The organism is Arthrobacter sp. FW306-1B-G06A (assembly GCF_058781765.1).
This window is the reverse complement of the sequence record NZ_JBYSXB010000048.1, coordinates 1-25,242: the sequence shown is the minus strand read 5'-3', so window position 1 is coordinate 25,242 and position 25,242 is coordinate 1. Positions and strand designations below refer to the sequence as shown.

General features: G+C 64.5%; 22 protein-coding genes. 13 read left to right on the top strand and 9 right to left on the bottom strand.

Annotated features, from left to right (window positions below):
- The first annotated feature begins 76 nt into the window (after positions 1–76).
- A complete protein-coding gene (locus tag AC3WJM_RS20120) occupies positions 77–955 on the top strand; it encodes a diacylglycerol/lipid kinase family protein (RefSeq protein WP_492272781.1) in 879 nt (292 codons plus the stop codon).
- On the opposite strand, the gene AC3WJM_RS20115 is transcribed toward AC3WJM_RS20120, so the two are convergent.
- A complete protein-coding gene (locus AC3WJM_RS20115; RefSeq protein ID WP_332601940.1) occupies positions 952–1,383 on the bottom strand; it encodes a hypothetical protein in 432 nt (143 codons plus the stop codon). The genes AC3WJM_RS20120 and AC3WJM_RS20115 overlap by 4 nt on opposite strands.
- A gap of 90 nt (positions 1,384–1,473) precedes the next feature.
- Between AC3WJM_RS20115 and AC3WJM_RS20110 the strand changes: the two genes are divergently transcribed.
- Positions 1,474–2,139, top strand: coding sequence for a helix-turn-helix transcriptional regulator (locus AC3WJM_RS20110; RefSeq protein ID WP_306961075.1), 666 nt, complete (start codon positions 1,474–1,476; stop codon positions 2,137–2,139).
- 95 nt (positions 2,140–2,234) lie between these two features.
- Positions 2,235–3,500: a cysteine desulfurase family protein gene (locus AC3WJM_RS20105; protein WP_492272780.1), complete on the top strand. Its 1,266-nt coding sequence runs from the start codon at positions 2,235–2,237 to the stop codon at positions 3,498–3,500.
- Here the strand turns inward: AC3WJM_RS20105 and AC3WJM_RS20100 are convergent.
- Positions 3,467–4,717 (bottom strand): NAD(P)/FAD-dependent oxidoreductase, encoded by a 1,251-nt coding sequence (locus AC3WJM_RS20100; RefSeq protein WP_492272779.1) that lies wholly within the window; start codon positions 4,715–4,717, stop codon positions 3,467–3,469. The genes AC3WJM_RS20105 and AC3WJM_RS20100 overlap by 34 nt on opposite strands.
- Before the next feature lie 238 nt (positions 4,718–4,955).
- On the opposite strand from AC3WJM_RS20100, the gene mnmA reads away from it, so the two are divergent.
- From mnmA to AC3WJM_RS20075, 5 genes are all read left to right on the top strand, one after another.
- Entirely contained in the window at positions 4,956–6,077 is a 1,122-nt protein-coding gene (mnmA, locus tag AC3WJM_RS20095) for a tRNA 2-thiouridine(34) synthase MnmA (protein WP_370872699.1), read from the top strand.
- A 261-nt stretch (positions 6,078–6,338) separates the two neighbouring features.
- Positions 6,339–7,967 carry an ABC transporter substrate-binding protein gene (locus AC3WJM_RS20090; protein ID WP_059387532.1) on the top strand — a complete coding sequence of 543 codons (1,629 nt, stop codon included), beginning with the start codon at positions 6,339–6,341 and terminating at the stop codon, positions 7,965–7,967.
- Between the two features lie 115 nt (positions 7,968–8,082).
- Positions 8,083–9,171 carry an ABC transporter permease gene (locus AC3WJM_RS20085; protein ID WP_306961067.1) on the top strand — a complete coding sequence of 363 codons (1,089 nt, stop codon included), beginning with the start codon at positions 8,083–8,085 and terminating at the stop codon, positions 9,169–9,171.
- A 1-nt stretch (position 9,172) separates the two neighbouring features.
- Positions 9,173–10,207, top strand: coding sequence for an ABC transporter permease (locus AC3WJM_RS20080; protein WP_059387533.1), 1,035 nt, complete (start codon positions 9,173–9,175; stop codon positions 10,205–10,207).
- Complete coding sequence (locus AC3WJM_RS20075) at positions 10,204–11,913, top strand: ABC transporter ATP-binding protein (RefSeq protein ID WP_332601935.1); 1,710 nt, start codon at positions 10,204–10,206, stop codon at positions 11,911–11,913. Before AC3WJM_RS20080 ends, AC3WJM_RS20075 begins: the two co-directional genes overlap by 4 nt.
- Before the next feature lie 80 nt (positions 11,914–11,993).
- Here AC3WJM_RS20075 and AC3WJM_RS20070 read toward each other — a convergent pair whose 3' ends face one another.
- A complete protein-coding gene (locus AC3WJM_RS20070; RefSeq protein ID WP_059387535.1) occupies positions 11,994–12,653 on the bottom strand; it encodes an NADPH-dependent F420 reductase in 660 nt (219 codons plus the stop codon).
- Positions 12,654–12,731: 78 nt separating this feature from the next.
- On the opposite strand from AC3WJM_RS20070, the gene AC3WJM_RS20065 reads away from it, so the two are divergent.
- On the top strand, positions 12,732–13,118 hold the full coding sequence (locus AC3WJM_RS20065; protein ID WP_059387536.1) for a chorismate mutase: 387 nt from the start codon (positions 12,732–12,734) through the stop codon (positions 13,116–13,118).
- Positions 13,119–13,122: 4 nt separating this feature from the next.
- Positions 13,123–14,178, top strand: coding sequence for a uroporphyrinogen decarboxylase/cobalamine-independent methonine synthase family protein (locus AC3WJM_RS20060; RefSeq protein WP_284991549.1), 1,056 nt, complete (start codon positions 13,123–13,125; stop codon positions 14,176–14,178).
- Positions 14,179–14,196: 18 nt separating this feature from the next.
- Here the strand turns inward: AC3WJM_RS20060 and AC3WJM_RS20055 are convergent, their stop codons facing one another.
- Genes AC3WJM_RS20055 through AC3WJM_RS20030 form a run of 6 tightly spaced genes read right to left on the bottom strand, consistent with a single transcriptional unit; the run spans position 14,197 to position 20,487 of the window.
- The gene (locus AC3WJM_RS20055) at positions 14,197–14,931 is read right to left on the bottom strand and encodes a DUF4166 domain-containing protein (RefSeq protein ID WP_306961059.1); all 735 of its coding nucleotides are present in this window, start codon (positions 14,929–14,931) and stop codon (positions 14,197–14,199) included.
- A gap of 53 nt (positions 14,932–14,984) precedes the next feature.
- Positions 14,985–16,277 (bottom strand): DUF58 domain-containing protein, encoded by a 1,293-nt coding sequence (locus tag AC3WJM_RS20050; protein WP_441432489.1) that lies wholly within the window; start codon positions 16,275–16,277, stop codon positions 14,985–14,987.
- A 40-nt stretch (positions 16,278–16,317) separates the two neighbouring features.
- Complete coding sequence (locus AC3WJM_RS20045; RefSeq protein WP_059387538.1) at positions 16,318–17,361, bottom strand: AAA family ATPase; 1,044 nt, start codon at positions 17,359–17,361, stop codon at positions 16,318–16,320.
- A gap of 11 nt (positions 17,362–17,372) precedes the next feature.
- Positions 17,373–18,542: a DUF4350 domain-containing protein gene (locus tag AC3WJM_RS20040; protein WP_492272778.1), complete on the bottom strand. Its 1,170-nt coding sequence runs from the start codon at positions 18,540–18,542 to the stop codon at positions 17,373–17,375.
- On the bottom strand, positions 18,539–19,261 hold the full coding sequence (locus tag AC3WJM_RS20035) for a DUF4129 domain-containing protein (protein WP_492272777.1): 723 nt from the start codon (positions 19,259–19,261) through the stop codon (positions 18,539–18,541). Before AC3WJM_RS20035 ends, AC3WJM_RS20040 begins: the two co-directional genes overlap by 4 nt.
- A complete protein-coding gene (locus AC3WJM_RS20030; protein WP_492272776.1) occupies positions 19,222–20,487 on the bottom strand; it encodes a DUF7847 domain-containing protein in 1,266 nt (421 codons plus the stop codon). The genes AC3WJM_RS20035 and AC3WJM_RS20030 overlap by 40 nt, the downstream gene beginning before the upstream one ends.
- A 176-nt stretch (positions 20,488–20,663) precedes the next feature.
- Between AC3WJM_RS20030 and mtrA the strand changes: the two genes are divergently transcribed.
- From mtrA to AC3WJM_RS20015, 3 genes are read left to right on the top strand one after another with little or no spacing between them, the layout of a single operon-like run.
- Positions 20,664–21,338, top strand: a complete 675-nt coding sequence (gene mtrA, locus AC3WJM_RS20025) for an MtrAB system response regulator MtrA (RefSeq protein ID WP_059387541.1) — start codon at positions 20,664–20,666, stop codon at positions 21,336–21,338.
- Positions 21,310–23,310, top strand: coding sequence for an MtrAB system histidine kinase MtrB (gene mtrB, locus AC3WJM_RS20020; RefSeq protein ID WP_492272775.1), 2,001 nt, complete (start codon positions 21,310–21,312; stop codon positions 23,308–23,310). Before mtrA ends, mtrB begins: the two co-directional genes overlap by 29 nt.
- Complete coding sequence (locus AC3WJM_RS20015; RefSeq protein WP_370872694.1) at positions 23,307–25,043, top strand: LpqB family beta-propeller domain-containing protein; 1,737 nt, start codon at positions 23,307–23,309, stop codon at positions 25,041–25,043. Before mtrB ends, AC3WJM_RS20015 begins: the two co-directional genes overlap by 4 nt.
- Positions 25,044–25,242: the final 199 nt, after the last annotated feature.

The following is a 25,242-nucleotide window of genomic DNA, read 5'->3' as shown; positions in this document are numbered from 1 at the left end:
CCCGGCCGGCCCCGATCATCCCATTCACCTGCCAAGTACCGGCCCCCACGGGCTGAACGGATCTCTCCGAAGGATCGTGCTGGCGGTCAATCCAACCGCAGCGTTTGGACGGCACGCCCTTGCCGGGGACGAAGCCGCCCGCTGCCTCCGCGAGGCGGGTCTCGACGTCGTCGTACTTCGGCGCGACAGCATGGACGCCCTGCGGGAAGCGGTGGACGAAGCGCTTCGCACAGGCGCCGAAGCCTTGGTGGTGGTGGGCGGCGACGGCATGGTCCATCTGGGCGTCAACTCACTGAGCGGGACCGGGTTGCCGCTCGGGATTGTTCCCGTGGGTACGGGAAACGACGTAGCCCGGATGCTTGGGCTGCCTCTGCAGGATGTCGAGGGCTCCTGTGCCCGCGTGATTTCGGCGCTCGCCGACGGCGGCCGGGTGCTCGACGCCGGCCGCATCACCATCGGCGGACGAACCATGTGGTTTGCGGGAGCTGTATCGGCGGGATTCGACGCTGCCGTCAATGAACGGGCAAACTCCTGGAGGTGGCCCCGCGGTACGCTCCGCTACACCCTGGCGATGCTCCGGGAGCTCGGATCGTTCCGGGCCATCAACTACACCGTGACTGCCGACGGCGCGGAAACGAAGGAAGGCGCCATGCTGATTTCGGTGGCCAACGCCCCATCGATCGGCGGCGGCATGCGCATCGTCCCGGATGCCGCGCCCGACGACGGTTTGTTGGATCTGTTTATCGTCAAGCCGTTATCCCGGCTGGCCCTCCTCGCTGTCTTCCCCAGGGTCTTCTCCGGCCGGCACACCTCGCACCCGGCGGTGGAAATCCGCCGGGTGCGTTCAGTGCGGCTTGCCGCCGAGAACGTGGTGGCCTACGCCGATGGTGAGCGGATCGGCCATCTTCCCTTGGACATCGACGTGGTTCCGGGCGCCCTGCGGGTATTGGCCTAAGCCTGGCCGTCAGCTTGCGAGGCGACGGCCAGGCGGTTGAGCGCGAGTGCGCCCACAAGCAGGCCGAAGTCGCGGAGGGCGACGTCGAAGAAGTTGCCCAGCACCAGCAGGTTCACGATGATGCCCAGAAGCCAGACCGCCACCAGGAGCGAGCCAAAGCGTGGCCGGACCGCCACCGCAATGCCGGCCACAATCTCCACGACTCCCACGATGTACATGAAGGTCTGGGCCGGGACCGGAATGACGGAGGTGGCCACGGGCGCCAGGTAGATCGTCCAGTGGGTGAGCACGTTGGTGAACTTGTCCAGGCCGAAAATGATCGGCGCCACGGTGAACACGGTCCGGAGGAGAAGGAATGCCTGCCGCTGGGGATCCATGGACATGAGCGATCCGGTTTTCGCCTGGGCCGGGGATGATGCAGTGTTCATGATGCCTTCTTTCTAAAAATGGATACTTTGACTTTAGAAAGCCCAAAGGAATTAAGCAATGAGTGTTGATTTTAGAGTTAAGCTTGATGCATGACCGGACTTCCCTGGCTGCGTCGACTCTCCGCTTTGGCATCCCTCGACGACGGCAACCGCCGCCGCCTGTACGAGCACGTCTGCGGGGCACGCGACGCCGTCAGCCGGGACGACGCCGCGATGGCCCTCGGGCTTCCCCGCAGCACGGCCTCCTTCCATCTGGACCGGCTGGTCCGCGACGGACTCCTGCGTGTTGACTTCCGCAAGCTCGGCGGCAAGGTCGGTCCGGGTTCCGGGCGCCCGGCGAAGCTGTATTCACCTGTCGTTGAAGAGATCGGCGCCTCGGTTCCGGAGCGCCACTATGACCTCGCCGGTGAAGTGATGGCTTCTGCCATCCAGAACCTGATGGCGAAGGGTGGTTCCCCCCGCGAAGTGCTCCTCGAAACCGCCTACGCCCGCGGCCGCGAGGCCGGCAGTGCGGAGCCGCATTTCGAAGATGTCCTGGCAAGCTACGGTTACAGGCCGGAACCTGACGACGACGGCGGGTACTCCCTGGTCAATTGCCCGTTCCACCGGCTGGCCGAAAGCCACACGAGCGTCGTCTGCGCTATGAACGGCGCCTTCCTCAGCGGAGCGGCGGCCGTCTGCGGAATTGCCGAGGAGCGGATCGCCGACGACAACCGCGAAGGCCATTGCTGCGCCAAAATCCGTCCGGCATCCTGATCAGTCCGGCGGACTAGTCCCGATCGGAGAAGCGGCCCGTAAAGGCGTCTTCCGCCGCCGAAGCCCGGATCCGCCTGTCTCGATAGACTTGGGTAGTGCCTGTTTACCTGGACCATGCCGCCACCACGCCCCTTGCCGCCGTCGCCCTCACCGCCATGACCCGCGAGCTGGCACGGACCGGCAACCCGTCATCGTTGCACGCTTCCGGACGGCGTGCCCGGCGATCCGTCGAAGAGGCGCGGGAAGCTATTGCGGCTGCGGCCGGGGCGCATCCTTCCGAGCTCATCTTCACGTCCGGCGGCACCGAGGCAGACAATCTCGCCGTCAAGGGGATGTATTGGTCCCGCCACGACGAAGACGGCCGCCGCAAGCGGATCCTTTGCTCCGCCGTCGAGCATCACGCGGTGCAGGACACCGTCGAATGGCTGGAACGGCACGAAGGGGCCGAAGCAGTGTGGCTTCCTGTCGATTCCCAGGGCGTCGTGCGGCTGGACGCTGTACGGGCGGAGATCGAGCGTGATCCGGGATCGGTAGCCCTGGTCACCGTCATGTGGGCGAATAACGAGGTGGGCAGCATCCAGCCTGTCAAGGAGATCGCGGAAATCGCGGCCGCCCACGGCATCCCCGTGCACTCGGACGCAGTCCAGGCTTTCGGCTCGATTCCGCTGGGCTTCCGCGAATCCGGGCTCGCCGCGATGTCGGTCTCAAGCCACAAAATCGGCGGCCCCGTGGGCGTGGGCGCCCTGTTCCTGGGGCGGTCCACCAAGGTCACCCCTGTCCAGCACGGGGGAGGGCAGGAGCGCGACGTCCGCTCGGGAACGTTGGACACGGCGTCGATCGCGGCATTCGCCGCCGCAGCGGAGTGGGCGGCCCAAAACCTCGTGGCAGAGCGCGAGCGGATCAGCGCCTTGCGGGACCGGATCATCGACGGGGTCCGGGCCGCGATTCCCGAAGCAGTGCTGCGCGGCGCGCCCGGCGACGCCCGGCTGCCCGGCAACGCCCACTTCACGTTCCCCGGCTGTGAAGGCGATTCCCTGCTGTTCCTCCTGGACCTCGCGGGCATCGAATCATCCACCGGATCCGCCTGCACGGCAGGAGTCCCCAGGCCCTCGCACGTCCTGCTTGCCATGGGGTTGGACGAGGACACTGCCCGCGGGGCACAGCGGTTCAGCCTAGGGCACTCTTCGAACGACGCCGACGTCGACGCCCTGCTCAAGGCCCTGCCTGACGCGTATGCCCGGGCAAAGCTCGCCGGAATGGCCGGCCACGAGTCCAGCATCCAGACCGCAGGAACAGCGGCCCGCGGCCACGGTAGCGGCTCCGCCGGTCAGGCCGGCAATCGGCTCGCCGGCAACAACTGATCCAGCGGAACGGCAGGATCAGCCAGGCGGTCCACGTCAACCGGGATGCGCCCCGAAATAAGTGCCTTGACGGGCTTCTGTATCCGTTGCTGATTGACACCCATGCCGGCCACGACGGCGCCATCCCGTAGCCAGAACGCGAGGAAGGTGTTTTCCTCCAACGCGCCGCGGATGACGGGCACGGAACCTGCCGCGAGCGTGGGATATCCCCAGTACTCCATCGAGACGTCGAACTGGTCCGTATAGAAATACGGGACCACGTCCAGCATCGCGTCCTGTCCCAGCATCGCTTTGGCGGCGACCTTGCCGCCGTTGAGGGCGTTGGACCAGTGCTCGCTGCGGTGGTGCTCGCCCGTGAAGGGATGCAATGCATTGGCAACGTCTCCGGCTGCGAACACGTCCGGACTGCTGGTCCGGAGCGAAGCATCCACCACGATTCCGTTGCGGATCTCGAAGCCGGCTGCTTCGGCCAGGGCCGTATCCGGAACGACCCCGACGGCCATCACCACGAGGTCGGCAGGGAGGACCTCGCCGGAGTTCGTGACAACGGCGCTCGCCTTGCCCCCGACGCCGGTGATTTCCGCGGCGCTCGCGGGGAGCCGGAACTGCACGCCGTGCTTTTCGTGCAGGCTGCGGAAGAAGCCTCCCAGTTCGGGTCCGATGGCGACGCCGAGCGGGACGTCTTCCAGTCCCAGCAAGGTCACGGCGTTTCCGTAGCTGCTCGCGGCCGCGGCAAGCTCCATGCCGATCCAACCCGAGCCGATCATCACCACATTCCGGCCCCCGCCGGACAGTTCTTCCTTGAGCCTGCGGGAATCATTGAAGGTGCGGAACGTCATGACGCCGGCAAGATCCGAACCGGGGAGCGGAATCCGGCGCGGCTGCGCCCCCGTGGCGATCAGGAGCTTGCTGAACGGAAGGCCGGTTCCTGATCGCAGCTGCACCGTGTGGGCGGCAGGATCGGCAGCCGCGACCACCTCGCCAAGGAGGAGTTCGACGTCGTTCTCCTCGTACCAGCCGGCCGCCAGCACCGGGACGGTATCCTCGCCGGCCTTGCCCAGGAGGAACTCCTTCGAGAGTGGAGGGCGCAAGTAGGGCTGTTCATTCTCGGCGCAGACCACGGTGATCCGGCCCTGGAATCCTTCGGAGCGCAGTGTCTTGGCAGCCGTGGCGCCGGCCAGTCCGCCGCCTGCAATCAGGATGTGTTCGGTGTCCATGGTGACTCGATTCGCGGGACGTTGGCGGTTCGCATGCGCGGTCTGCGTGTGCGTCAACGCGCGCGCAGCCGCGATCTAAAACTGTTAGTTTTGACTTTAGAATCGTCCGGGATGCTGGTCAAGGCATTTTTGGGGCGGATTCCCGCGGGCGCTAGAATAGTTGGGCGCGCTTACTCACTTCAGCCGCAATTCTTCTCCCCACCATCAACAGAAAGCCAGCATGCGAGTTCTTGCAGCCATGAGCGGCGGAGTCGACTCCGCTGTTGCCGCCGCCCGCGCCGTCGAGGCCGGGCACGACGTCGTCGGCGTCCACTTGGCGCTGTCCCGCATGCCCGGAACGTTGCGCACGGGCAGCCGCGGGTGCTGCACCATCGAAGACTCCCGCGACGCCTGGCGTGCCTGCGACGTGCTGGGGATTCCCTACTATGTCTGGGACTTCTCGGAGCGCTTCAAGGAAGACGTAGTCCAGGACTTCATCGATGAATACGCGGCCGGCCGGACTCCCAATCCCTGCATGCGCTGCAACGAGCGGATCAAGTTCGCCGCCCTGCTGGAGAAGGCCATCGCCCTGGGCTTCGACGCGGTCTGCACGGGCCACTACGCCAAGGTCATCCAGGACGCGGACGGCAACCCCGAACTCCACCGTGCGGCCGACTGGGCCAAGGACCAAAGCTACGTGCTGGGGGTCCTCACCCACGAACAGCTCAAGCACTCCATGTTCCCGCTGGCGGAGACTCCCTCCAAGGCCGAGGTCCGCGCAGAGGCCGAACGCCGCGGCCTGTCCGTGGCGAACAAGCCGGACAGCCACGACATCTGCTTCATCCCGGACGGCGATACGGCCGGCTGGCTCGCCGAGAAGATCGAGATGACCACCGGCGACATCGTGGACGAGGCCGGAACCAAGGTAGGGGAGCACCCCGGAGCCAACGCCTTCACCGTGGGCCAGCGCCGCGGCCTCAAGCTGGGTACCCCGGCCGCTGACGGCAAGCCGCGCTTCGTGCTGGAAATCCGGCCCAAGGAAAACAAGGTGGTCGTCGGGCCCGAAGCCCTGTTGGCCATCGACGAGATCCGCGGGATCAAGGTGTCCTGGGCGGGCCTGCCCATCGCCGAGGTGGCTACCGGCGCCGAGTTCGATTGCTATGCGCAGGTGCGTGCCCACGGCGATCCGGTACCCGCGAAGGCCTCGGTCGAGCGGCATGTCGACGACGCCGGCATCGAGCGCGAGGGCCTCGTGGTGACCCTCGTCGATCCCCTCCGCGGAGTGGCCCCCGGTCAGACCATCGTGCTCTACCAAGGCACCCGTGTCCTCGGCCAGGCAACTATCGACGTCGCCCGGTCGCTTCAGCGCGCGGAACTCTAAGCCCGGCCACTCGCCGCAGCGGGTGAATCCGCGCACGCAAGATTGTTAGCGCTAACGGGACCGTTTCATCAGCGTCCAGTGCGGCCTGCCGCGTTCCCCTAGCCGACTATGCGCCAAAAGAAAAGTAAATTTTGTGTCTCAACTCACAAAATCAAACGTTTCACCAGAAAAGCTTCTGATTGAATCGTGGAGTCAGGAGTATGCGCTCCTAAGAAATTACCGACGGCGGTTCGCCGTATCCATCGAACAGAAAGTTCACTGATGGCATTGAACAAAAAAGCCTTGCGAAGCGCTATCGCGTTCGCGGGCATCTCCGTATTCGCTTTGACGGCCTGCACGGGCCCGGCGGGCGGCGGCGGTTCAGCTTCCTCAGCTGCCAGCGGTCCGATCGCTTATGGCACCACCGATAAGGTGACCGCACTCGATCCCGCAGGCTCGTACGACAACGGTTCCTTCATGGTGATGAACCAGGTCTATTCCTTCCTCCTCAACTCGAAGCCAGGAAGCGCCGACCCCGTTCCGGACCTGGCAGCGTCGGCGTCGTTCACGTCGCCCACCGAGTACACCGTCAAGCTGAAGCCCGGACTCAAGTGGGCCAATGGCCACACGCTGGACTCCACCGACGTCAAGTTTTCCTTCGACCGCCAGCTCAAGATCAACGACCCCGCTGGTCCGGCAAGCCTGCTCGAAAACCTGGACAGCGTCACCACCCCGGACGCCAACACGGCCGTTTTCAAGCTGAAGCTCGCCAACGACCAGACGTTCCCGCAGATCCTCAGCAGCCCGGCCGCGCCGATCGTGGACCACCAGGTCTTCCCGGCCGACAAGCTCCTTTCGGATGACGACATCATCAAGGCCAAGGCGTTCTACGGCCAGTACACGATCGACAGCTACAAGAAGAACGAGCTCATCAGCCTCAAGGCCTACCCTGACTACCAGGGTGTCCTGGGCAAGCCGGCCAACGACGCCGCAACGATCAAGTACTACGCCGAGCCGACCAACATGAAGCTGGACATCCAGCAGGGCAACATCGACGTTGCGAACCGAAGCCTCAGCGCCACCGACGTCGACGACCTCAAGAAGGACTCCAAGGTCAAGGTCAACGTTGGTCCCGGCGGCGAGATCCGCTACATCACGTTCAACTTCAACACCATGCCGTTCGGCGCCAAGGCAACCGGTGCAGACCCGGCCAAGGCACTTGCCGTGCGCCAGGCGATCGCCAACCTCGTTGACCGCCAGGCAATCGCCGACCAGGTCTACAAGGGCACCTACCTGCCGCTGTACTCCAACGTCCCCAGCGGTTTCCTGGGCGCCAACGAGTCGTTCAAGGATGCCTACGGCGACAACGGAAAGCCGAGCTTGGACAAAGCCAAGAAGGTTCTTTCCGATGCCGGGGTCAAGGACGTCGTCACGCTGAACCTCCAGTACAACCCGGACCACTACGGCAAGTCCTCGGGCGACGAGTACGCCATGATCAAGGACCAGCTCGAGAAGTCGGGCCTCTTCAAGGTGAACCTGCAGTCCACCGAATGGGTGACCTACAGCAAGGCCAGCCGCGCCGACGAGTACCCGCTCTTCCAGTTCGGTTGGTTCCCCGACTTCAGCGACCCCGACAACTACCTCACCCCGTTCTTCCCGAACGGCGGCTTCCTGAAGAACCACTTCAACGACCAGGCCGTGACCGACCTGATCAACAAGCAGCTGACCACCACGGACAAGTCGGCTCGCGAATCCACCATCAAGGACGCCCAGAACGCTCTGGCAAAGGACATTTCCACTTTGCCGTTGCTCCAGGGTGCCCAGGTTGCCATCTCGGCGAAGGGCGTGAACGGCGTCGACAAGACGCTTGACGCTTCCTTCAAGTTCCGACTGGGAACTATTTCAAAGTAAGCAGCCGGTAGGGGGAGGCGGGTGCCAACAGGTGCTTTGCCTCCCCTTATTGCTGATTGCCTCACATTTTGAGCAAAACCCCGCGCGATCCGCGGGCAATGAACTTTAGGTAGCAATGACAACACTTATAGAGGTGCCCGACGTCGAACCGGACGCGGTCGCTCCCAAGAGTAAATCAGCGGGCGGGGGTCTCGGCAGGTACATCGTGGTCAGGTTCTTCCTGATTATTCCCACGATCTTCATCCTCGTCACTCTGGTCTTCTTCCTCATGCGGGTCATCGGAGACCCCATCACCGCAGCCCAGGGCGGCCGGCTTCCCCCGGATGTCCTGGCGCAGCGAATCCACGACGCCGGTTACGACCGGCCGATCATCATCCAGTACTTCGAATACCTGGGCCAGTTGATCACCGGTAACTTCGGCACCACCATCACGGACCGGCGGCCCGTCGTCGAAATGCTGTCGACCTTCGGTGCAGCCACCCTTGAGCTCTCGATCAACGCGCTCATCGTGGCGCTCGCGGTCGGCATCCCGCTAGGCATGATCGCCGCGCAACGGCGCGACAAGGCGTCTGACGCTTTCCTTCGCTGCTTTGCCATCCTCTGCTACGCCACTCCGGTCTTCTTCTCCGGACTCCTGCTGAAGCTGACGTTCTCCGTTTGGCTCGGATGGCTCCCAGTGGCCGGTCGCGTATCCACCCGCACTGAGCTGACCATGGGCCAACTTGCCGCTCCCACCGGCATTTACTGGCTCGACGCCCTGCGCAGCGGCAATCTCACGGCACTCGGCGACGTCGTGTCCCACGCCGTTTTGCCCGCTATCGCGTTGGGCCTCCTGACCGCGGGTGTCTTCCTGCGACTCGTCCGGACAAACGTCATCGGGACCCTGGGCAAGGATTACGTCGAGGCCGGCCGTTCCCGCGGCGTCAGCGAGTTCCGACTCGTGACGAAGCACGCCTACAAGCCGGCGCTTATCCCCATCATCACCGTCATGGGCTTGCAGATCGCCCTGATGCTCGGCGGAGCCGTACTCACCGAGACCACCTTCGAATGGAAGGGCCTTGGCTACCAGCTGGTCCAATACCTGAACGCGAGGGACTTCGTAGCGGTCCAGGGCATCGTGGTGCTGCTGGCCGTCATCGTCGCATTTACCAACTTCGTCGTGGACGTCGTCGCCGCGCTGATCGACCCGCGAGTGAGGTACTGACATGAGCACCGCAACAATTTCAGGACGGAAGAAGTCCTTCCTGTCCGCACTTCCTGTCATCTCCCACGTCAAAAAGAGCGTCGGCCTCCAGCGGGGCATGCTCATCACCGGGCTTGTGCTGACCGGGCTCTTCCTTCTTTCGACCGTGCTCGCGCCGTTCATCGCGCCGTACGGATATTCCCAGCTGAGTGACGCAACAGGCTCGTTCCCCACCCAGGAGGCTCCCGGCGGCAAGCACCTGCTCGGCACCACAGTCGGCGGCTATGACGTCCTCTCCCGCGTCCTGTGGGGTTCACAGACCGCGGTGACCGTGATCGTCGTCGCCGTCGTGATGTCCATCTTCCTCGGCGTGGCGCTGGGCCTCCTCAGTGGTTACTTCGGTGGCTGGCTGGACCGGGTGCTGGTAGTCATCGCCGATGCCATTTATGCCTTTCCTTCCCTGCTCCTGGCGATCGTCATGTCGATCGTCATCAGCCGTGGCCAGTCGAGCTTCTGGGGCGGCATCCTCGCCTGTTCCTTCTCGATCACCGTGGTGTTCGTTCCGCAGTATTTCCGCGTGATCCGGGCCGAAACCATCAGGCTCAAGGCCGAGCCATTCGTGGAATCGGCCATGGTCCTGGGTGCGTCCAGCCTTCGGATCATCACCCGGCACATCTTCAAGAACGCCACCAGGACGCTTCCATTGATGTTCACCCTGAACGCCTCCGAAGCGATCCTGACCCTTGCGGGACTTGGCTTCCTGGGCTTCGGCATTGAACCGTCCTCGGCCGCCGAATGGGGCTTCGACCTCAACAAGGCCATGGCGGACGCGTCCTCCGGCATTTGGTGGACCGGCGTCTTCCCCGGTATCGCGATCGTCCTGACCGTGCTGGGGCTGACGTTGGTCGGCGAAAGCATCAACGACCTCAACGATCCCCGCCTACGCGGCCGGAAGCGTGCTGGAGGCAAGGCCTCCCGCTCCAAGGCCGCAGTTGGAACCGACGGCACGAACACAGGGGCCACCACCGCTCCTGAACCAGAAGCAGGTAAGGCATGACCACCAACATCGGCAACATTTCGGACCAGCCGCTGACATCCGGGCAGCCCGTCCTGGACATCGAACGGCTCAAAGTCACCTTTGCCACCGACAGCGGCGACGTCTACGCGGTCAAGGACGTCAGCCTTGAGGTCAAAGCCGGCGAAGTGCTGGCGATCGTAGGGGAGTCAGGTTCCGGCAAGACCGTCACGGCCAAGACCATTCTCGGCCTCCTCCCTGAAACGGCCATCAGCTCCGGGGCTGTGCTGATCAACGGCAACAACGTCATCAGCGTGAGCGCGTCCAAACTGCGCAAGATCCGTGGCCGCGACGTGGCCATGGTCTTCCAGGAGCCCTCAACGGCCCTGAACCCGGTGTTCACGGTTGGCTGGCAAATCGCCGAAGGCATCCGGGCACACGCCTCGGACGGACACCGCATCTCGGCCAAGGAGGCCAAGAAACGGGCCACCGAAGCCCTGCGGAAGGTGGGCATCCCCGATCCCGAAACCCGCGTCAACTACTATCCGCACCAGCTTTCCGGAGGCCAGAAGCAGCGCGTCGTCATCGCGGCCGCGCTTGCCTTGAACCCCGGTTTGATCGTGGCGGACGAACCGACGACGGCGCTGGATGTCACTGTCCAGGCCGAGATCCTTCAGTTGCTCCGGGACTTGCGGGACAAGTACGGCACCTCGATTGTGCTCATTACGCACAATATGGGCGTCGTGGCCGACCTGGCCGACCGGGTCGTGGTCATGTACCAAGGCGACGTCGTCGAAGAAGCCACCGCGAGGGTCCTTTTCGCCGAGCCGAAGCAGGACTACACCAAGAAGCTGCTGGCCGCTGTGCCGCACCTTGGCCGCAACTCAGCGTCCGAGGGGGCCACCGAACGGTTGCACCAGACCGGGAAGATCCTGGTCGAGGCCAAGAACCTCACCATCGAGTATCCGGGCCGCCTCGGCAAGCCCGGGTTCAAAGCCGTGGACAACGTCAGCTTCACGGTGTCCGAGAACGAGGTCTTCGGCCTGGTCGGCGAGTCCGGTTCGGGCAAGTCCACCATCGGTCGCGCCATCGCAGGCCTCAACAGGGCAACCGGCGGCAGCCTCAAGGTCCTTGGCTACGAAATGCTGGGATTCAAGGAGCACACGTTCAAGCCGCTGCGCAAGGACATCGGCTTCGTCTTCCAAGACCCGGCCGCCTCGTTCAACCCTCACCTGACCATCGGCGAGTGCGTCGCGGAACCGCTGCTGATCCATACCCACCCGAGCCCGGCCCAAGCACGCCTGCGCGTGGCGCAGTTGCTCGAATCGGTCCAATTGCCGGCGTCGTACGCTGAACGCTTTCCGCATGAGCTCTCGGGCGGGCAGCGCCAGCGCGCTTCGCTGGCGCGTTCGCTCGCGCTCAACCCGCGCCTCCTGATCGCCGATGAGCCGACCTCGGCCCTCGACGTTTCCGTGCAGGCAAAGGTCCTGGAACTGTTCAAGGACATCCAGGAAGAGTTCGGTTTTGCTGCGCTGTTCATCAGCCACGATCTCGCCGTGGTGGATATTCTCTCCCACTGGGTGGGCGTGTTGTACAAGGGCAAGCTCGTGGAGCAAGGGATCGGCAGCCAGATCATGGGCAATCCCCAGCACGACTACACCCGCAAGCTCATTGCCTCGCTGCCGGTGCCGGATCCTGACGAACAGGCCCGACGCCGGGAAGAGAACCGCGCGCTGCTGGGCATCTAGCCCTCCATCCAAGCGGCGATCCGCAAGAACGGACATGCCCGCACTTCTCCACGAAGGGCGGGCATGTCCGTTCTGCGCGGCTATTCGGACACGATGCTGATGTTGAAGAGCTTGTCCTTCGGTTGGCGCACGAAGATCCGGAGCCACAGCGGCATCCACATTTCAAGGCCACGGGCAACGTCGAGCCCGCCCAGGTCGTGGATGTGTTCCGGAAGCCAGCCGAACTCCCGCAGGAGCGCGACGACGGTGGCTTTCGCGTCGTCGTCGTTCCCCGCCACGAAGACGTCATGGGCACCATCGGCGAGCCTGAGCGGATCAACCATCAGGGGAGCAGTCAAGGTGTTGAGGGCCTTGACCACACGCGCCGCGGGGAAGGAGCGCTGGATGGTTTCGGCAATGCTGTCGGTATTGCAGACGGAGAGCGACGGCGGGAAGCCGGCGGAAAAATCCAGCGGATTGGACACATCCACCAGGACCTTGCCCGCCAGGTTCGCAGCCCCGGCTTCGCTCAACGCCGCGAGCGAGACCATGCCCGGGGTTGCGTTGACCACGAGCTCGGCCATGGCTGCCGCCTGCGCGAAGGAACCGGAGCTTGCCCCCGGACCCGCCTGCGCCGCCCACTCCGTCCCCTTGGGATTGCCGGCTTCCCGGGAACCCATCATGACCTCGTGGCCTACGGCCACCAATTTGTCGGCCAGGGTATGCCCCACCATTCCGGTGCCAAGAACTGCGATTTTCATGCGTGCTCTCCTTATCATCGGCGCGGACATGCCCATTCTGCCCCTCAAGGGCCGGCCCGCACACCCTAGACTGGAGGAATGACCGAGCAGAACCACGCCCTCCCCGACGCCGACTCCTTCGATCCTTCCGCCAGCTCCCTCGCCGGCCGCGTGGACCAGGCCGTCATGGACGAGTTGCTCTCCATCCGCTCCAGCATCGACAACATCGATGCCACCCTCGTCTTCCTCCTCGCGGAGCGGTTCAAAGCCACCCAGAAAGTGGGAGTCCTGAAGGCGACGCACAAGCTTCCCGCCGGGGACCCGGGACGCGAGTCCGCCCAGATCGCGCGGCTCCGCCGGCTCGCCGAAGAAGCGCACCTCGATCCTGCCTTCGCGGAGAAGTTCCTGAATTTCATCATCAGTGAGGTCATCCGGCACCACGAGGCAATCGCCGAAGGCCACCAGGCTTCCATCGCGCAGGCCTGAACACGTGGCCGCCGAGACCGCGCAGAAAGCCGAAACCGCGCAGAACCAGGTCAGCGCCACGGCATTGGGTCCTTGGCCCGGAACGGATCCTGCTGAGGCAGCCCGGATCATCCGCGGCGAACTGGGCAGCCCGCACCTGCCGTTCCTGGCCGAGCTTCCGGATCGTGGCGTGGGCTCGGATGCCCTCGGCCGGACGGCATCGCTCCTGGTCGAGCTGGCCATCGATGTGCAGCCGCACGGCTGGCGCCTGGTTGACCGCCCGGGGAAAGACCTGCGGCGTGCGAAGTCCGCCCTTGCCACCGACATCAATATCCTCGCCGACGTTGCCGGCTCGGAAGAATCCTCCGCCGACGAACTCAAGATTCAGCTGCGCGGCCCCTTGAGCCTAGCCGCGGGCCTTTACTTGCATAACGGGGAGCGCGCCCTTCTTGACTACGGCGCCCGCAGGGACATTGCGGAGTCCTTGGCCGCCGGAGTCGCCGAGCACGTATCCAAAGTCCGCGCTGCCGTGCCCGGCGCCGCGATCGTGGTCCAGCTCGACGAACCGGACATCTCCTCCGTGCTGGCCGGCACCATCCCGACGGCGAGTGGCTACCGCACCCTGCGTTCCATCCCGGGCGAGGAAGTCACGGGAGCCTGGCGGTTGGTGATCGACGCGCTGCGGGCCGCAGGAGTGGCCGAGACCGTGGTTTCCGTTCCGGAAATCGAAGCCCCGATCCAGCAGATCCTCTCCTCCGGAGCTGACGGCGTCGCCCTACCGCTTAAAGCACTCACTACGCGCCAATGGGAACAAATTGCCACTGCGGTGGAAGCGGGCAAACGCCTATGGGCCGGCGCTTTGCCCGTAGGGAATCCACGGGCAACCCTGCCACGCACCGCCGAGCTCGTGGACACCGTCTGGCAACCGTGGCGCCAACTCGGTCTGCCGGCGTCGAGCCTGGGTGCCGTGCGGGTCACGCCGTCGGACGGCCTGGCCGGATTCTCGCCGTCGGGGGCTAAAGAGGTTCTTAACCGCTTGACCCAGATTGCGGATGGGCTCAACCAGATCGCGCTCGGTTAGCCTGCCGTCCGGGCCCTTCTAGACGCGCCGTTCCCAACGGTCCGGCTCGGCGTAACGGGGGAGCCCGACGGCGGCAGTGGCGGAACGCTTGGCAACTGCACCATCGTTCGCGGGCAGCGAGGGCGCCAAACGGTAGTCGAAGGAGCCGGCATAGACCAGCACCAGTCCGACCTGCGGCTGCAGCACCTTCACCTGGATCCGATGCTTTCCTTCTGCCGCATCCCACCACTGCTCTGCGTAGGCTTTTGCGTCGAGGGAAGCCGGCAAGCTGAGCCTCAGCGGACCCAGGAACAGGCGTGATGCACCTGAGACACCGCGAAGACGCCCTTCCGCGGTGACATCCAGGTCCAACGCCGTGGCCAGCCTGCGGTATCGGCCCAAATAGTCGACCAAGCGGGTGCCACCGTCGTGGGCGGCCTCCGCGACAGTGGTGTCATGGAACAAGCGGGTGTGCCCGGGAAAGAATATTTCACGCCGGGCCGTGAGGCTGGACCGTCCGAAGGGATCAAGGTGCGCATGATTTTCGATGCGGAACGGGATGCGCTCGCCGTACTCGGGGAAGAAGGCCTCTTCGCCGGCGACCGTGGCAAGGAGTGGGCGGAGCCACTTCTGCCTGCAACCGACCACGTCGAATACGCCCTCGCCGATTCCGTAAGATCCGGAGCCCGGGGCCAGGGAGAAATAGTCCTGGAGTTCGGGCTGCAATTGCCGGAACTTAGCGCCCAGCGCCAACTCGTAGATGGGTGTGCTCATGTGCTTTCCTCGGATTCCGGGTTGTTGATATCTGGACTGGGCGCCTGGCAAGGCTATAAGCGTCCCGCGGCCTTCAGCCGAATGTACGCATCCGCCAGGAGCGGCGGCAGTTCCAACGGCTCGGCGTCGACTACCTCCGCGCCAAGCTGGCGCAATTGGGCGCTGACGGCCTCACGGTCCAGCAGGGCACGTTCGGCGGCGGAGGCACGGAAGACCTGGCTCGCCGTCGTGCGTTCTTCCTTCATTCGGCCCAGCAAGGGGTCCCGCACCGATCCAAGCAGCACGACGTGCTGCCGTACGAGTTGCGCCACCAAAGGAATGAGTCCTTCTTCGGGTGCGCCGCTGTCGAGCGAGGTCAACAGGACCACAAGGGAACGGTGCGCCGAAATGGCCCGTACTTGCGCCGGGATCTGGGCCCAGTCCATCTCGATCAGTTCCGCCTCCAGCGGAGCCATGGCCTGGACCAAGGAGCCGAGCAGATTGCCTTTGGCCGCTGAATCGACGCGCCCGCGGACGCGCCTGTCGAAAGCGAAGAAGTCCACGCGGTCTCCGCCCCGCTCTGCCAGCACCGCAAGCAGGAGAGCCGCTTCCATCCCGGTGTCCAGGCGGGGCTCGTCGTCGATTCGGGCTGCTGCCGTGCGCGAGGTATCGAGCATGATGACGACGCGGCGGTCCCGTTCGGGTCGCCAGGTCCGGACGACGACGGCGGTGCGCCGGGCGGTTGCCCGCCAGTCGATGGAGCGCACGTCGTCGCCCCGGACGTAATCGCGGAGGGAATCGAATTCCGTGCCGGCCCCGCGGATCTGCACGGCCGCTTTGCCGTCGAGCTCCCGGAGTTTTCGCAGCTTGGACGGCAAATGCCGCTTGGAATGGAACGGCGGCAGAACGCGAAGACGGCCGGGAAGGGTCACGGTGCGTTGCCTGGCAGCCAGGCCGAGCGGGCCGAAGGAACGGAGCGTTACGTGCGGTGCCGACAGGTCCCCGCGCCGTGTTGGCTTCAGAGCCATCGACATCCGACGCCGCTCACCAGCAGGGATTTCAACACGCTGGACCGGGGCGACCGTCCCCGCGGAGGGTTGCCACGCGTCACGCACCACTCCGCGGAATCTACGCCGATTGCCGTTTTCCAGCGTCAGAACGGACTCCGTGTCCGCGTGCAGGGTGACATTCCCGGGATCCTTGCGTTGAAGGGCGATTTTGGCCGGGGACGCGGCCAGCAGGAGGTCGGACAACACCAACGCCAGCAGCAAGGCGGTGGCGAGAAGGACCGTACTCCACGCGGGAAACAGCAGCAAGGGGGCCAACGCGGCGAAAACGAGCAGCACAAAGCGGCCTGTGATCGCCATTCAGTACTGCCCGAAGTAGAGAGTCATGAGGCGAGGCCAATCAGCGCGGCACGGGGACGGACGCCAGGATGCTGCCAAGGACATCATCTACATGCACACCGTCCATTTGGGCTTCGGGTCGCAGTCCGACACGGTGCCTCAAACACGGCAACGAGAGCGCTTTGACGTCGTCGGGGGTGACGAAGTTGCGCCCGGACAACCATGCCCAGGCACGCGAGGTGTTCAGAAGCGCCGTCGCGCCGCGCGGGGAGACTCCCAGCTGGAACGACGGCGCTGCCCGCGTCGCCCGCACGACGTCCACGATGTAGCCGAGGATCTCGGGGGCCACGGTCACTTCGGCCACCGCGTCGCGGGCATTCTGGAGTTCGGCGACGCCCGCTACTGGCCTGACTCCCGCAGCCAGCAAATTGCGCGGATCAAATCCTTCCGAGTGCCTGCGGACCACTTCGATCTCTTCGGCACGTCCGGGCAGCGGCATGGAGAGCTTGAGCAGGAAGCGGTCCAGTTGCGCCTCGGGCAGGGGATAGGTGCCCTCGTACTCGACAGGGTTTTGGGTGGCGGCAACAATGAACGGCGACGGCAAAGGCCGGGAGAGTCCGTCCACGGATACCTGGCGCTCCTCCATGGCTTCCAGCAGCGACGCCTGGGTCTTGGGCGGCGTTCGGTTGATTTCGTCGGCCAGCATGATGTTGGTGAACACTGGTCCTTCGCGGAAGGTGAATTCCGAGGTGTGCGAGTCGTAGACGAGTGAGCCGGTGACGTCGCCCGGCATGAGGTCCGGAGTGAACTGGACGCGCTTCGTATCCAGGCTCAACGCGGCGGACAAGGCCCGTACCAGGAGGGTTTTGGCGACGCCCGGAACACCCTCAAGCAGTACGTGGCCACCGCACAGCAGCGCGATGAGCATGCCCGACACCGTTGCATCCTGTCCGACCACGGCCTTGCCTACTTCGTGACGGACGTCCAGCAGGGCTTTGCGGGCAGGGTCGGACCGGGTAGCCGCCTGCGTTGGCTGCCCCTGCGACGCCGGGCCGCCCGGGTAGCCATAGCTGCCGTCGGTGTAGCTGTTTGCTTGATTGCTCATTGCGTGATTACTCATGGGGCTGTTGCCTCCTGCTCGAGTGTTTCGATGCTTTGTGCCCAGTGGACGAGTTCTGATTCGGTGCGTGGCCGGTGGTCCAGCAGGAGCATGCGCAACTCCGGTGCAGGCTGGTTGACCTTTCGGGACACGGCATCGAGGACGGCCTCCGCGCGGGCTTCGGGGCCGAGCCGGAAGTGCTTGGCAAGCCTGGTCAAAGTGCCGGCCCGGAGATTGTCGGCGGCCTGGCCGACAGCGCGGGAATCCTGATAGAGACGGGCACGGCCTTCGGCGGTCTCTACAGCCTTGACCACCACCGGCAGCGGCTCAAACACGAGCGGACCAAGCCGCCTGCCCCGCCACAGCACAGCGAGCAACGCGACCACCGCCAGCCACAATCCCAGGAAGCCAACCCACGGCGGCGCCAATTCCTCCAGCGTGGGCGGTGTGCCATTATTCGGTACGTCTCCAAGGCCTGGCAGATACCAGACGAGATCCGGCGTTGGCCCGAGGGTCCGAAGAGTCAGTGCGGCATTGCCCTCTACCTGCAGGAGATCGTTGCTGAGAACGGCCGTGCTGCCGAGAACCACCAGCCGACCGTCCGCACTGGCCGCGTACATGCCTCCGTCGGTGCTGCCAGGCCGGTAGCACGTCACATCGGCTCCCGTGTAAAGGAACGCGCCCTTGCCGGAGACACGCCCCGCAACAAGTGGATCCGTTTGCCCGCACCCTGCTTCCAACGTTGACGTCCCGTTGGGAACCACTCCGGCATGACGGATCTCGCGGCTCAGCCCCGTCAGGGTTCGGAAGCCGGGAGCGATGACCACCACGCGGTCGGCCGATTGCAGCAGGCTGTGCAACTGGGCGGAATCGAGATAGCCGTTGCGGTCATACAACAAGACGGTGGCGCGTGGTTTCCCGGCCAGCAGCGAGGTTGTCGTCGCGAATGAATCGGATTCCGTGACAGTGACTCCGTGCCGCCGGAGGATTTCGGCCGCAGCCATGGCGCCATCAGGAGCGGCATTGCGGGCGGAGAGGGGTGCCGTGTCCGTGTTCGTCGGGGACTGGAACACAGTGACAGATCCGAGTACCGCCACGATGGCCCCGATGATGATCCAGGCCATATGGCGGCGCAACCAACCCCGCAGTTGCGCGGACCACCGGACTGCGTGAGTGTCCGATGTCATCGCGGCACCGCCAAACCGTTGGCGGACTGCCCGGCGAAATCAGGTTTCATGGCCGATAGTCCGGTGTCCAGTGAGAGGACGGCTGCATGGTCGGAAGCGGTGGCGGTCGCCTTTCCGTATTTCACGCCATCGAAAATCCTGGCGGCTTCCTCAAGCCGCGAACTGGCGTCCCCGAACGCGCGCCCCAATTGGGCAGCCGCCTCGTCCGCGGTCCGGCCAGCCTGGACGTCAATGACTGCCCGGTCCTCCGCAGAGCGAACCACGGCGCGGAACTGTTCGACGACGGCCGTTTGCCAGTCTTCACGGCTTGCCGCTGCAGATGCGCGGGCGCGGAACGTATCGGCATCAACCGTCGGCTCGCCGTCGAAAACCTTCGCCGACGCCTTCTTCCGCGCGTTGAGCCTCGGCCTGACAACCATCACGGCAACCACAATGAGGACCACGGCCAGGGCGCCGATCAGCGGCACGCCGATATTTGCCCCACCCATGGAATCGCCGTTCAAGGAACGGAGCCAGTCGACGAACTGATTCCATACCTCGCCGATCCAACTTGGCTTGGCCGATGCGTACTGCTGCTTGGACAGTTCTTCGGCCGCCCACCGCTGGGCCTCGCTGCGGTCCGGATCAACGGGAGGCTCGATGGCAGGGAGAAGAAGAGCAAGGGACGCGGAGACCGGGATCATCCTTGTGGAGAACCCTGGGCGGTGTTCGGCGGCCATGGATGCGCACCGACTTGACGTGCCCTGCGCTGGCCGGGAACGCCGTCGGGATCTTCCCCGGTCTCCAGAAGCCGCAGGAGTTCCACGTCCAGCCCGTCGCGTCTCATCCTCAGGTCCATGTAGATCAGGGCTGCTACGGAGGTTTGGAAAGCGAAGCCAACGGCGCTTACGAGGACCCCTACGACCAGCGAGGCCACGGCGAGGACAATCGCCGTCGTGGTCACTTGTGCGGCGCCGGCATGGGGGGCGAACACGGAGTTTATTCCACCGGAAGCCAAGCCCAGGGGAATCTGGATGACCGACCCGATGATAAATACCATGAAGGCCACCAGCAGCGTGATTCCGAAGATCCGCCACCAATTCCGGCGCGTCAGCGTCCACGAGCGCCGAAGACCGGCGAAGACGCCGAGTTCTTCTACGGTGATGGCGGCCGGGGCCACCAACAGCTTCGTATAGATCCAGAAAAATACGACGGCCGCGCCGAATACCAACGGGAAAAGCAAGAGCACGCCGGCCGGACCCAATCCGGCCAGGACGAGGACGGCCAGCAAGAACAGGACCAGGAAAAACAACAACGATCCAGCAAGGAGGAGGGCGGCAAGTCCTACCAAGGGCCAGATGCGCGAGCGGGCCAAGGACCACATTTGCTTGAACCCCGTGGGCCGGTTCAACGCGGACCTGGCGACGGGAATGGCCATAACCCCTTGAAGGACGGCTGTGAGCACCATAGTGAGCAAGGAAATTCCCATGATCCCTGCAGTGGCGCCAACGGCCGGGCCAAGATACCGCATCGCCTCGTCCTGGCTCGTGAATCCTCCTACGGGAGGTTCGACCATCCCGAGCATGCCCAGCGCGGCCACCTCGTTCAATGCGCCGGCAACGGCCTGGACAATGAGGGCGGAGCCGAACATGGTTTTGGCGTTCCGGCGGACGGTCTGGAATGCACCGTCCATGATTTCACCGAAGAAGAGCGGCCGGAGGGGCACGATTCCGGGTTTCGGGGGAGCCACATAGCGGGGCTGGCCGTACGGCGGCGGACCGCCTGCCGGCCAGCGCGGATCGACCGGCGGGCCCCACGATTGCCCCGGATACTGCGGCACGCCCCATTGCGGTGGGGTGCCCCATTGTGGCTGGGCGCCCGGTTGCGGCGCACCCCATTGTGGCTGGGCGCCCCACGGTGGCCGCGGTCCCTGTTCAGGCCGGTAACCCGGATCGGGCTGTGACACGTTTTCCTCCCCAAAAGATGCGTCCGCGGCAATGCACGGACCCCGAAAGGGGCCGTTCGCACCAGCCTATAGTTCCGCCGTCGCGCCTCATAGCCCATTTGCTTGCGGGCTGCAGCGCGCCATGCCGTGATCGGGCTCAACGGGACAAAGGCTTGGTCATAAGGGAATATATAACTATGAAGGCACGCATCCTGGTAGTAGACGACGACGAAGCGCTGGCCGAAATGATCGGCATCGTGCTGCGGAACGACGGCTTCGACCCGGTTTTTTGCGCGGACGGCGGACAAGCGCTGGAGGTGTTTCGTTCCTCCAAACCGGATCTGGTACTGCTTGACCTGATGCTGCCCGGATCGGACGGCATCGAAGTGTGCCGCCAGATCCGCGGGGAGTCGGACGTTCCCATCGTCATGCTCACCGCCAAATCGGATACCTCCGACGTCGTCCGCGGCCTTGAATCCGGTGCTGACGACTACGTGCCCAAGCCTTTCAAGCCAGCCGAGCTCGTGGCCCGGGTCCGCGCCCGGTTGCGTCCGGGCGACCAGAAAGCGCCCGAGACCCTGCGGATTGCCGACGTCACCATCGACGTCGCGGGCCACTTGGTGACACGCGGCGGCGAGCGGATTTCGCTGACACCCCTGGAATTCGATCTGTTGGTCGCGCTGGCGCGCAAGCCCTGGCAGGTCTTCACCCGCGAACTGCTCCTTGAGCAGGTGTGGGGCTACCGCCACGCTGCCGACACCCGGCTGGTCAACGTCCATGTCCAGCGCCTGCGGTCCAAGATCGAGCGTGACCCGGAAGCTCCCGAAGTTGTATTGACGGTTCGTGGTGTCGGATATAAAGCAGGCGCCTGAGTCTTCCACCGGCGAGCCCGGCACCGACCAGGAGGCCCCGGAGGCCAAGGTCAAACACCCCGTTTCAGGACATCCTGTCCCGGAACACACGGACGCCCGGGCATTGAATCTCCCGTGGATCCTGGAGCGCACACGCATTTGGACGCGCCGCGCCCTGATCCTGGCACTGCGTGTCTCCCGCCTCGTGGTGACCGGACTTCGCCACATCCGGCCAGGGATCCGGTACTTGTGGCGCGCCTTGCTGCGCCGTTGGCGCCGCTCCCTCGAATTCAGGACCGTCGCGGTGACAATCGTGCTGTCGATGGTGTCGTTTGCGGTGGTCGGCGCATATCTCTCGAACCAAATAGCGAACAACCTTTTCCAGGAGCGTTTGAAGCAAGCCGAGTCCGAAAGCCGCTACTACGTCAAGCAAGTCCAGGACACCTTTGACGGGTCACAGGCCAACGACCAATCAAGCGTCATCACACTTGTCTATGACACGCTCAAAGCGGTGGAGGGCAACGGCTCGGTCATCCAGCGGCGATACGTGTTCGAAGCGATGCCCGAACAAACCAAACCGCGCAACCGCTGGGTGGAATCGCGGGCCTCGGATCAGTTGACGGTCCGCGTCATTCCTCCGGCCCTTCGCAAGTCTGTGCAGGAATCGGGCAAGGACCAGTACTGGGCTTCCACCGAGTTCCCCGTCGGCAACCAGGACCACCCCGGGATCGCGGTCGGGAACAAAGTCACCTTCAATGGCACGGTCTACGAGCTCTATCTCCTCTACGACCTGGATACCGCCCAACAAACCCTGGACGAAATCCAGAACGTGCTGTGGGCGGGCGGAGCCGCACTCATCCTCATGATCGGCGGTATTGCCTGGTACGTGACCAGGAACGTCGTGAGTCCGGTGAGCCATGCCGCGGTCGTCTCCGAGAAGCTGGCCGCAGGCCAGTTGCAGGAGCGGATGGTGGTCAAGGGCGAAGACGAGGTGGCCAGGCTGGGCGCCTCCTTCAACCACATGGCCGCGAGCCTGCAGGAGCAGATTACGCAGCTGGCCACGTTGTCCCAGATGCAGCAGCGGTTCGTTTCCGATGTGTCCCATGAACTGCGGACACCGCTCACGACCGTTCGGATGGCTGCCGAAGTGTTGTTCGATGCCCGCGATGACTTCGACCCCATCAACAAGCGTTCCGCCGAGCTGCTTTACAACCAGGTGGAGCGCTTCCAGTCGCTGCTTTCGGATCTGCTGGAGATTTCCCGCTTCGACGCAGGGGCCGCCGTGTTGGACTCCGAGCCGACGGACATCTTCCAAGTCGTTTCCCATGTCATCGACGGTGCCTCTCCCGTTGCCGCCGAATATGGCTCCGAAGTTCGCCTTACCTCGCGCCACAAGCGGATCATCGTGGAGATGGACGCCCGCAGGATCGACCGCATCCTGCGGAACCTGCTGCTCAACGCCGTCGAACACGGCGAGGGGAAACCGGTCCACGTTTCCGTTGCCGCCAACCAAGAGGCAGTCGCCATCTCTGTGCGTGACTTCGGCATAGGGATGACCCCGGCAGAAGCCGCGCGGGTCTTTGATCGTTTCTGGCGCGCCGATCCCGCGCGTGCGCGGACCACGGGTGGCAGCGGACTGGGACTCTCCATCGCCGCAGAGGACACCAAGCTCCACAACGGTTGGTTGCAAGCTTGGGGGCGCAAGGGATCCGGTTCCAACTTCCGGCTGACGCTGCCTCTCAAGAAGGGTGGCACCATCGTGAAATCACCGTTGCAGCTTGAACCGGCAGACATCCATTTGCCGGGCGCTGCTCCTGAGCGCCAGATGCTCGTATTGGATGCCGGCGATCCGCCACTTGAGCGCGGTTCCGCCGCGGACCCGGGGCTGGAAGACACGCCGGCGCCGCCACTACTGCCTCCCGTACTGCCCGCCGTACTGCCTCCGGCAGGACACGACGACGACGGCAAAGCCGAAGGGGGAACGGCACCTTGAGTTCCCGACGCCCGTACCTCTCCCGACGCCCGTACGTGTTAAGGGCCGTGATCGCCGTTCTTGCTGTCCTCATGGTGGTCCTTAGTTCCTGCGCCCAGATCCCACGGTCTGGTCCGGTGGGAAAGAGCAAGGACGAAAGCGCGGGCAACCCGAACGCTCCTGTTTTCTTCCCGCCGCCGCCCCACCCCGGTGCCACTCCGGAGTCCATCATCGAAGACTTCTATGGTGCAGGCAGCGGTTACGAAGGCGACTACGCCGTGGCCAGGCAGTACCTCACGCAGGCGCTGTCCGTCAGCTGGAAGTCCGACAAGCGCACGCTCGTTTTCCGGAAGGCGACCGTCGTCAAGACCGGTGTGGAAAACGAATTCAAGTACCAGCTGGACCTCGCCTACGCGGTCGACGCCGACGGCGTTGCGACGCAGTTCCCCGAAGGAACCACTGAGACAATTCCGGTGACCCTGGAACAGGTCGACGGCGAATGGCGGATCTCGGCGGTCCCCGACGGCACCGCGATACCGGAAGAGACGTTCAAAGTCATCTACGCGGCCCAGCCCATCTATTTCTACGACCCGACCTTCACCTATGCGGTTCCGGACGTCCGGTGGTTCATCAAGAAGAACACCGTCAAGGCAATGACCAGCGCCTTGCTCGACGGTCCTGCGCCCTACCTCCAGGGTGCGGTTGTCAGTGCCTTTCCCTCCGGCATGAAGCTGGCCCGGGAGTCGGTCCCGGTGGTGTCGGGAGCCGCCCAGGTGGACCTTTCCGCCAAGGAACTCGTGGATGCGTCTGCCGAGGACCGGCAGCGGATGCAAAACCAGCTGACCCTGACTTTCCGTAGCCAGCCGGACGTGGTCAATGTTCAGTTGCGTGCCGACCAGGATCTGGTCCGCGTGGAGGACAACGGCTCGGTCCTGCCGCCCGTGCTTGAGAAGAATGCTCCCGCGCGCCAAATCGCCGTCAGTAACAACGAACTCGTCCGCTACGAGAACAACAGGGTCTCGGCCCTCCCGGACATGCAGCCGGTGGCCGGACTGAACCCTAGCGCTCCCGCCGAGTCCCCGACGTCCCAGGCCGTGGCCTTCCTCAACAGTGCCGGAACCAGCCTGTATTCGATGATTCCCGGCCTACCCGCCCGTCAACTGACAACCAGGACAACCCTGAGCCATCCGTCCTTCAGCCCGCAGGACTGGGTCTGGACGGCAGGTCCAGGAGCCAACGGGGCCACCGAGGTGGTGGCGTTCAAACCGTCCAACGTTCCTCTTGGACAGCCCGTCCCCACGGTGACGATGGCGCCGGCCTGGTTGGCAGGGCGCGTTGTGAGGGACTTCCGGATATCCCGCGAAGGGACGCGCGCACTGGTGATCTCCGAGATGAACGGGAAATCATCGGTGCAGGTGACCGGAATTGTCCGCAATCCTGACGGCACCCCCAAAGACCTGACTGCACCCATAACCTTGTTCTCTTCCGCCCCTGTTGATCAAGGGGTCTGGGTCAATTCCACGACGGTCGCGGTGATGAAAGCTTCGTCAACGGAGAACGTGGTTCCCGAGCTGTTGTCCTTGACATCGAGCCAGCCGCAGCTGTTGCCGGCATGGCCGAACCTGACGACTATCAGCGCGGGCAACGGACCCGAGCAGATTTTTGGACAGTCGGGCGCAGGCGTCTTCCAACGGGTCGGCAATGGGTGGGAATTGCAACTCAAGGGTCCGGTAGACCCCTCCTTCCCGGGCTAGTCCCCGCCGCCTCCCTAACCTCGCTCCGCTCGGCCAGGGAACCCTGGCGGCGTGGGCCCACCCACCGCCTCCCTAACCTCGCTCCGCTCGGCCAGGGAACCCTGGCGGCGTGGGCCCACCCACCGCCTCCCTAACCTCGCTCCGCTCGGCCAGGGAACCCTGGCGGCGTGGGCCCACCCACCGCCTCCCTAACCTCGCT

Bases quoted from the DNA above. Each gene is read 5' to 3' on its own strand.
- AC3WJM_RS20085 (WP_306961067.1), top strand. From the start codon at position 8,083: ATGACAACACTTATAGAGGTGCCCGACGTCGAACCGGACGCGGTCGCT.
- AC3WJM_RS20045 (WP_059387538.1), bottom strand. From the start codon at position 17,361: ATGAGCAATCAAGCAAACAGCTACACCGACGGCAGCTATGGCTACCCG.
- AC3WJM_RS20065 (WP_059387536.1), top strand. From the start codon at position 12,732: ATGACCGAGCAGAACCACGCCCTCCCCGACGCCGACTCCTTCGATCCT.
- AC3WJM_RS20110 (WP_306961075.1), top strand. From the start codon at position 1,474: ATGACCGGACTTCCCTGGCTGCGTCGACTCTCCGCTTTGGCATCCCTC.
- AC3WJM_RS20115 (WP_332601940.1), bottom strand. From the start codon at position 1,383: ATGAACACTGCATCATCCCCGGCCCAGGCGAAAACCGGATCGCTCATG.
- AC3WJM_RS20035 (WP_492272777.1), bottom strand. From the start codon at position 19,261: ATGGCCGCCGAACACCGCCCAGGGTTCTCCACAAGGATGATCCCGGTC.
- AC3WJM_RS20050 (WP_441432489.1), bottom strand. From the start codon at position 16,277: ATGGCGATCACAGGCCGCTTTGTGCTGCTCGTTTTCGCCGCGTTGGCC.
- AC3WJM_RS20100 (WP_492272779.1), bottom strand. From the start codon at position 4,717: ATGGACACCGAACACATCCTGATTGCAGGCGGCGGACTGGCCGGCGCC.
- AC3WJM_RS20055 (WP_306961059.1), bottom strand. From the start codon at position 14,931: ATGAGCACACCCATCTACGAGTTGGCGCTGGGCGCTAAGTTCCGGCAA.
- AC3WJM_RS20040 (WP_492272778.1), bottom strand. From the start codon at position 18,542: ATGACATCGGACACTCACGCAGTCCGGTGGTCCGCGCAACTGCGGGGT.
- AC3WJM_RS20070 (WP_059387535.1), bottom strand. From the start codon at position 12,653: ATGAAAATCGCAGTTCTTGGCACCGGAATGGTGGGGCATACCCTGGCC.
- mtrA (WP_059387541.1), top strand. From the start codon at position 20,664: ATGAAGGCACGCATCCTGGTAGTAGACGACGACGAAGCGCTGGCCGAA.
- mnmA (WP_370872699.1), top strand. From the start codon at position 4,956: ATGAGCGGCGGAGTCGACTCCGCTGTTGCCGCCGCCCGCGCCGTCGAG.
- AC3WJM_RS20075 (WP_332601935.1), top strand. From the start codon at position 10,204: ATGACCACCAACATCGGCAACATTTCGGACCAGCCGCTGACATCCGGG.
- AC3WJM_RS20080 (WP_059387533.1), top strand. From the start codon at position 9,173: ATGAGCACCGCAACAATTTCAGGACGGAAGAAGTCCTTCCTGTCCGCA.
- AC3WJM_RS20090 (WP_059387532.1), top strand. From the start codon at position 6,339: ATGGCATTGAACAAAAAAGCCTTGCGAAGCGCTATCGCGTTCGCGGGC.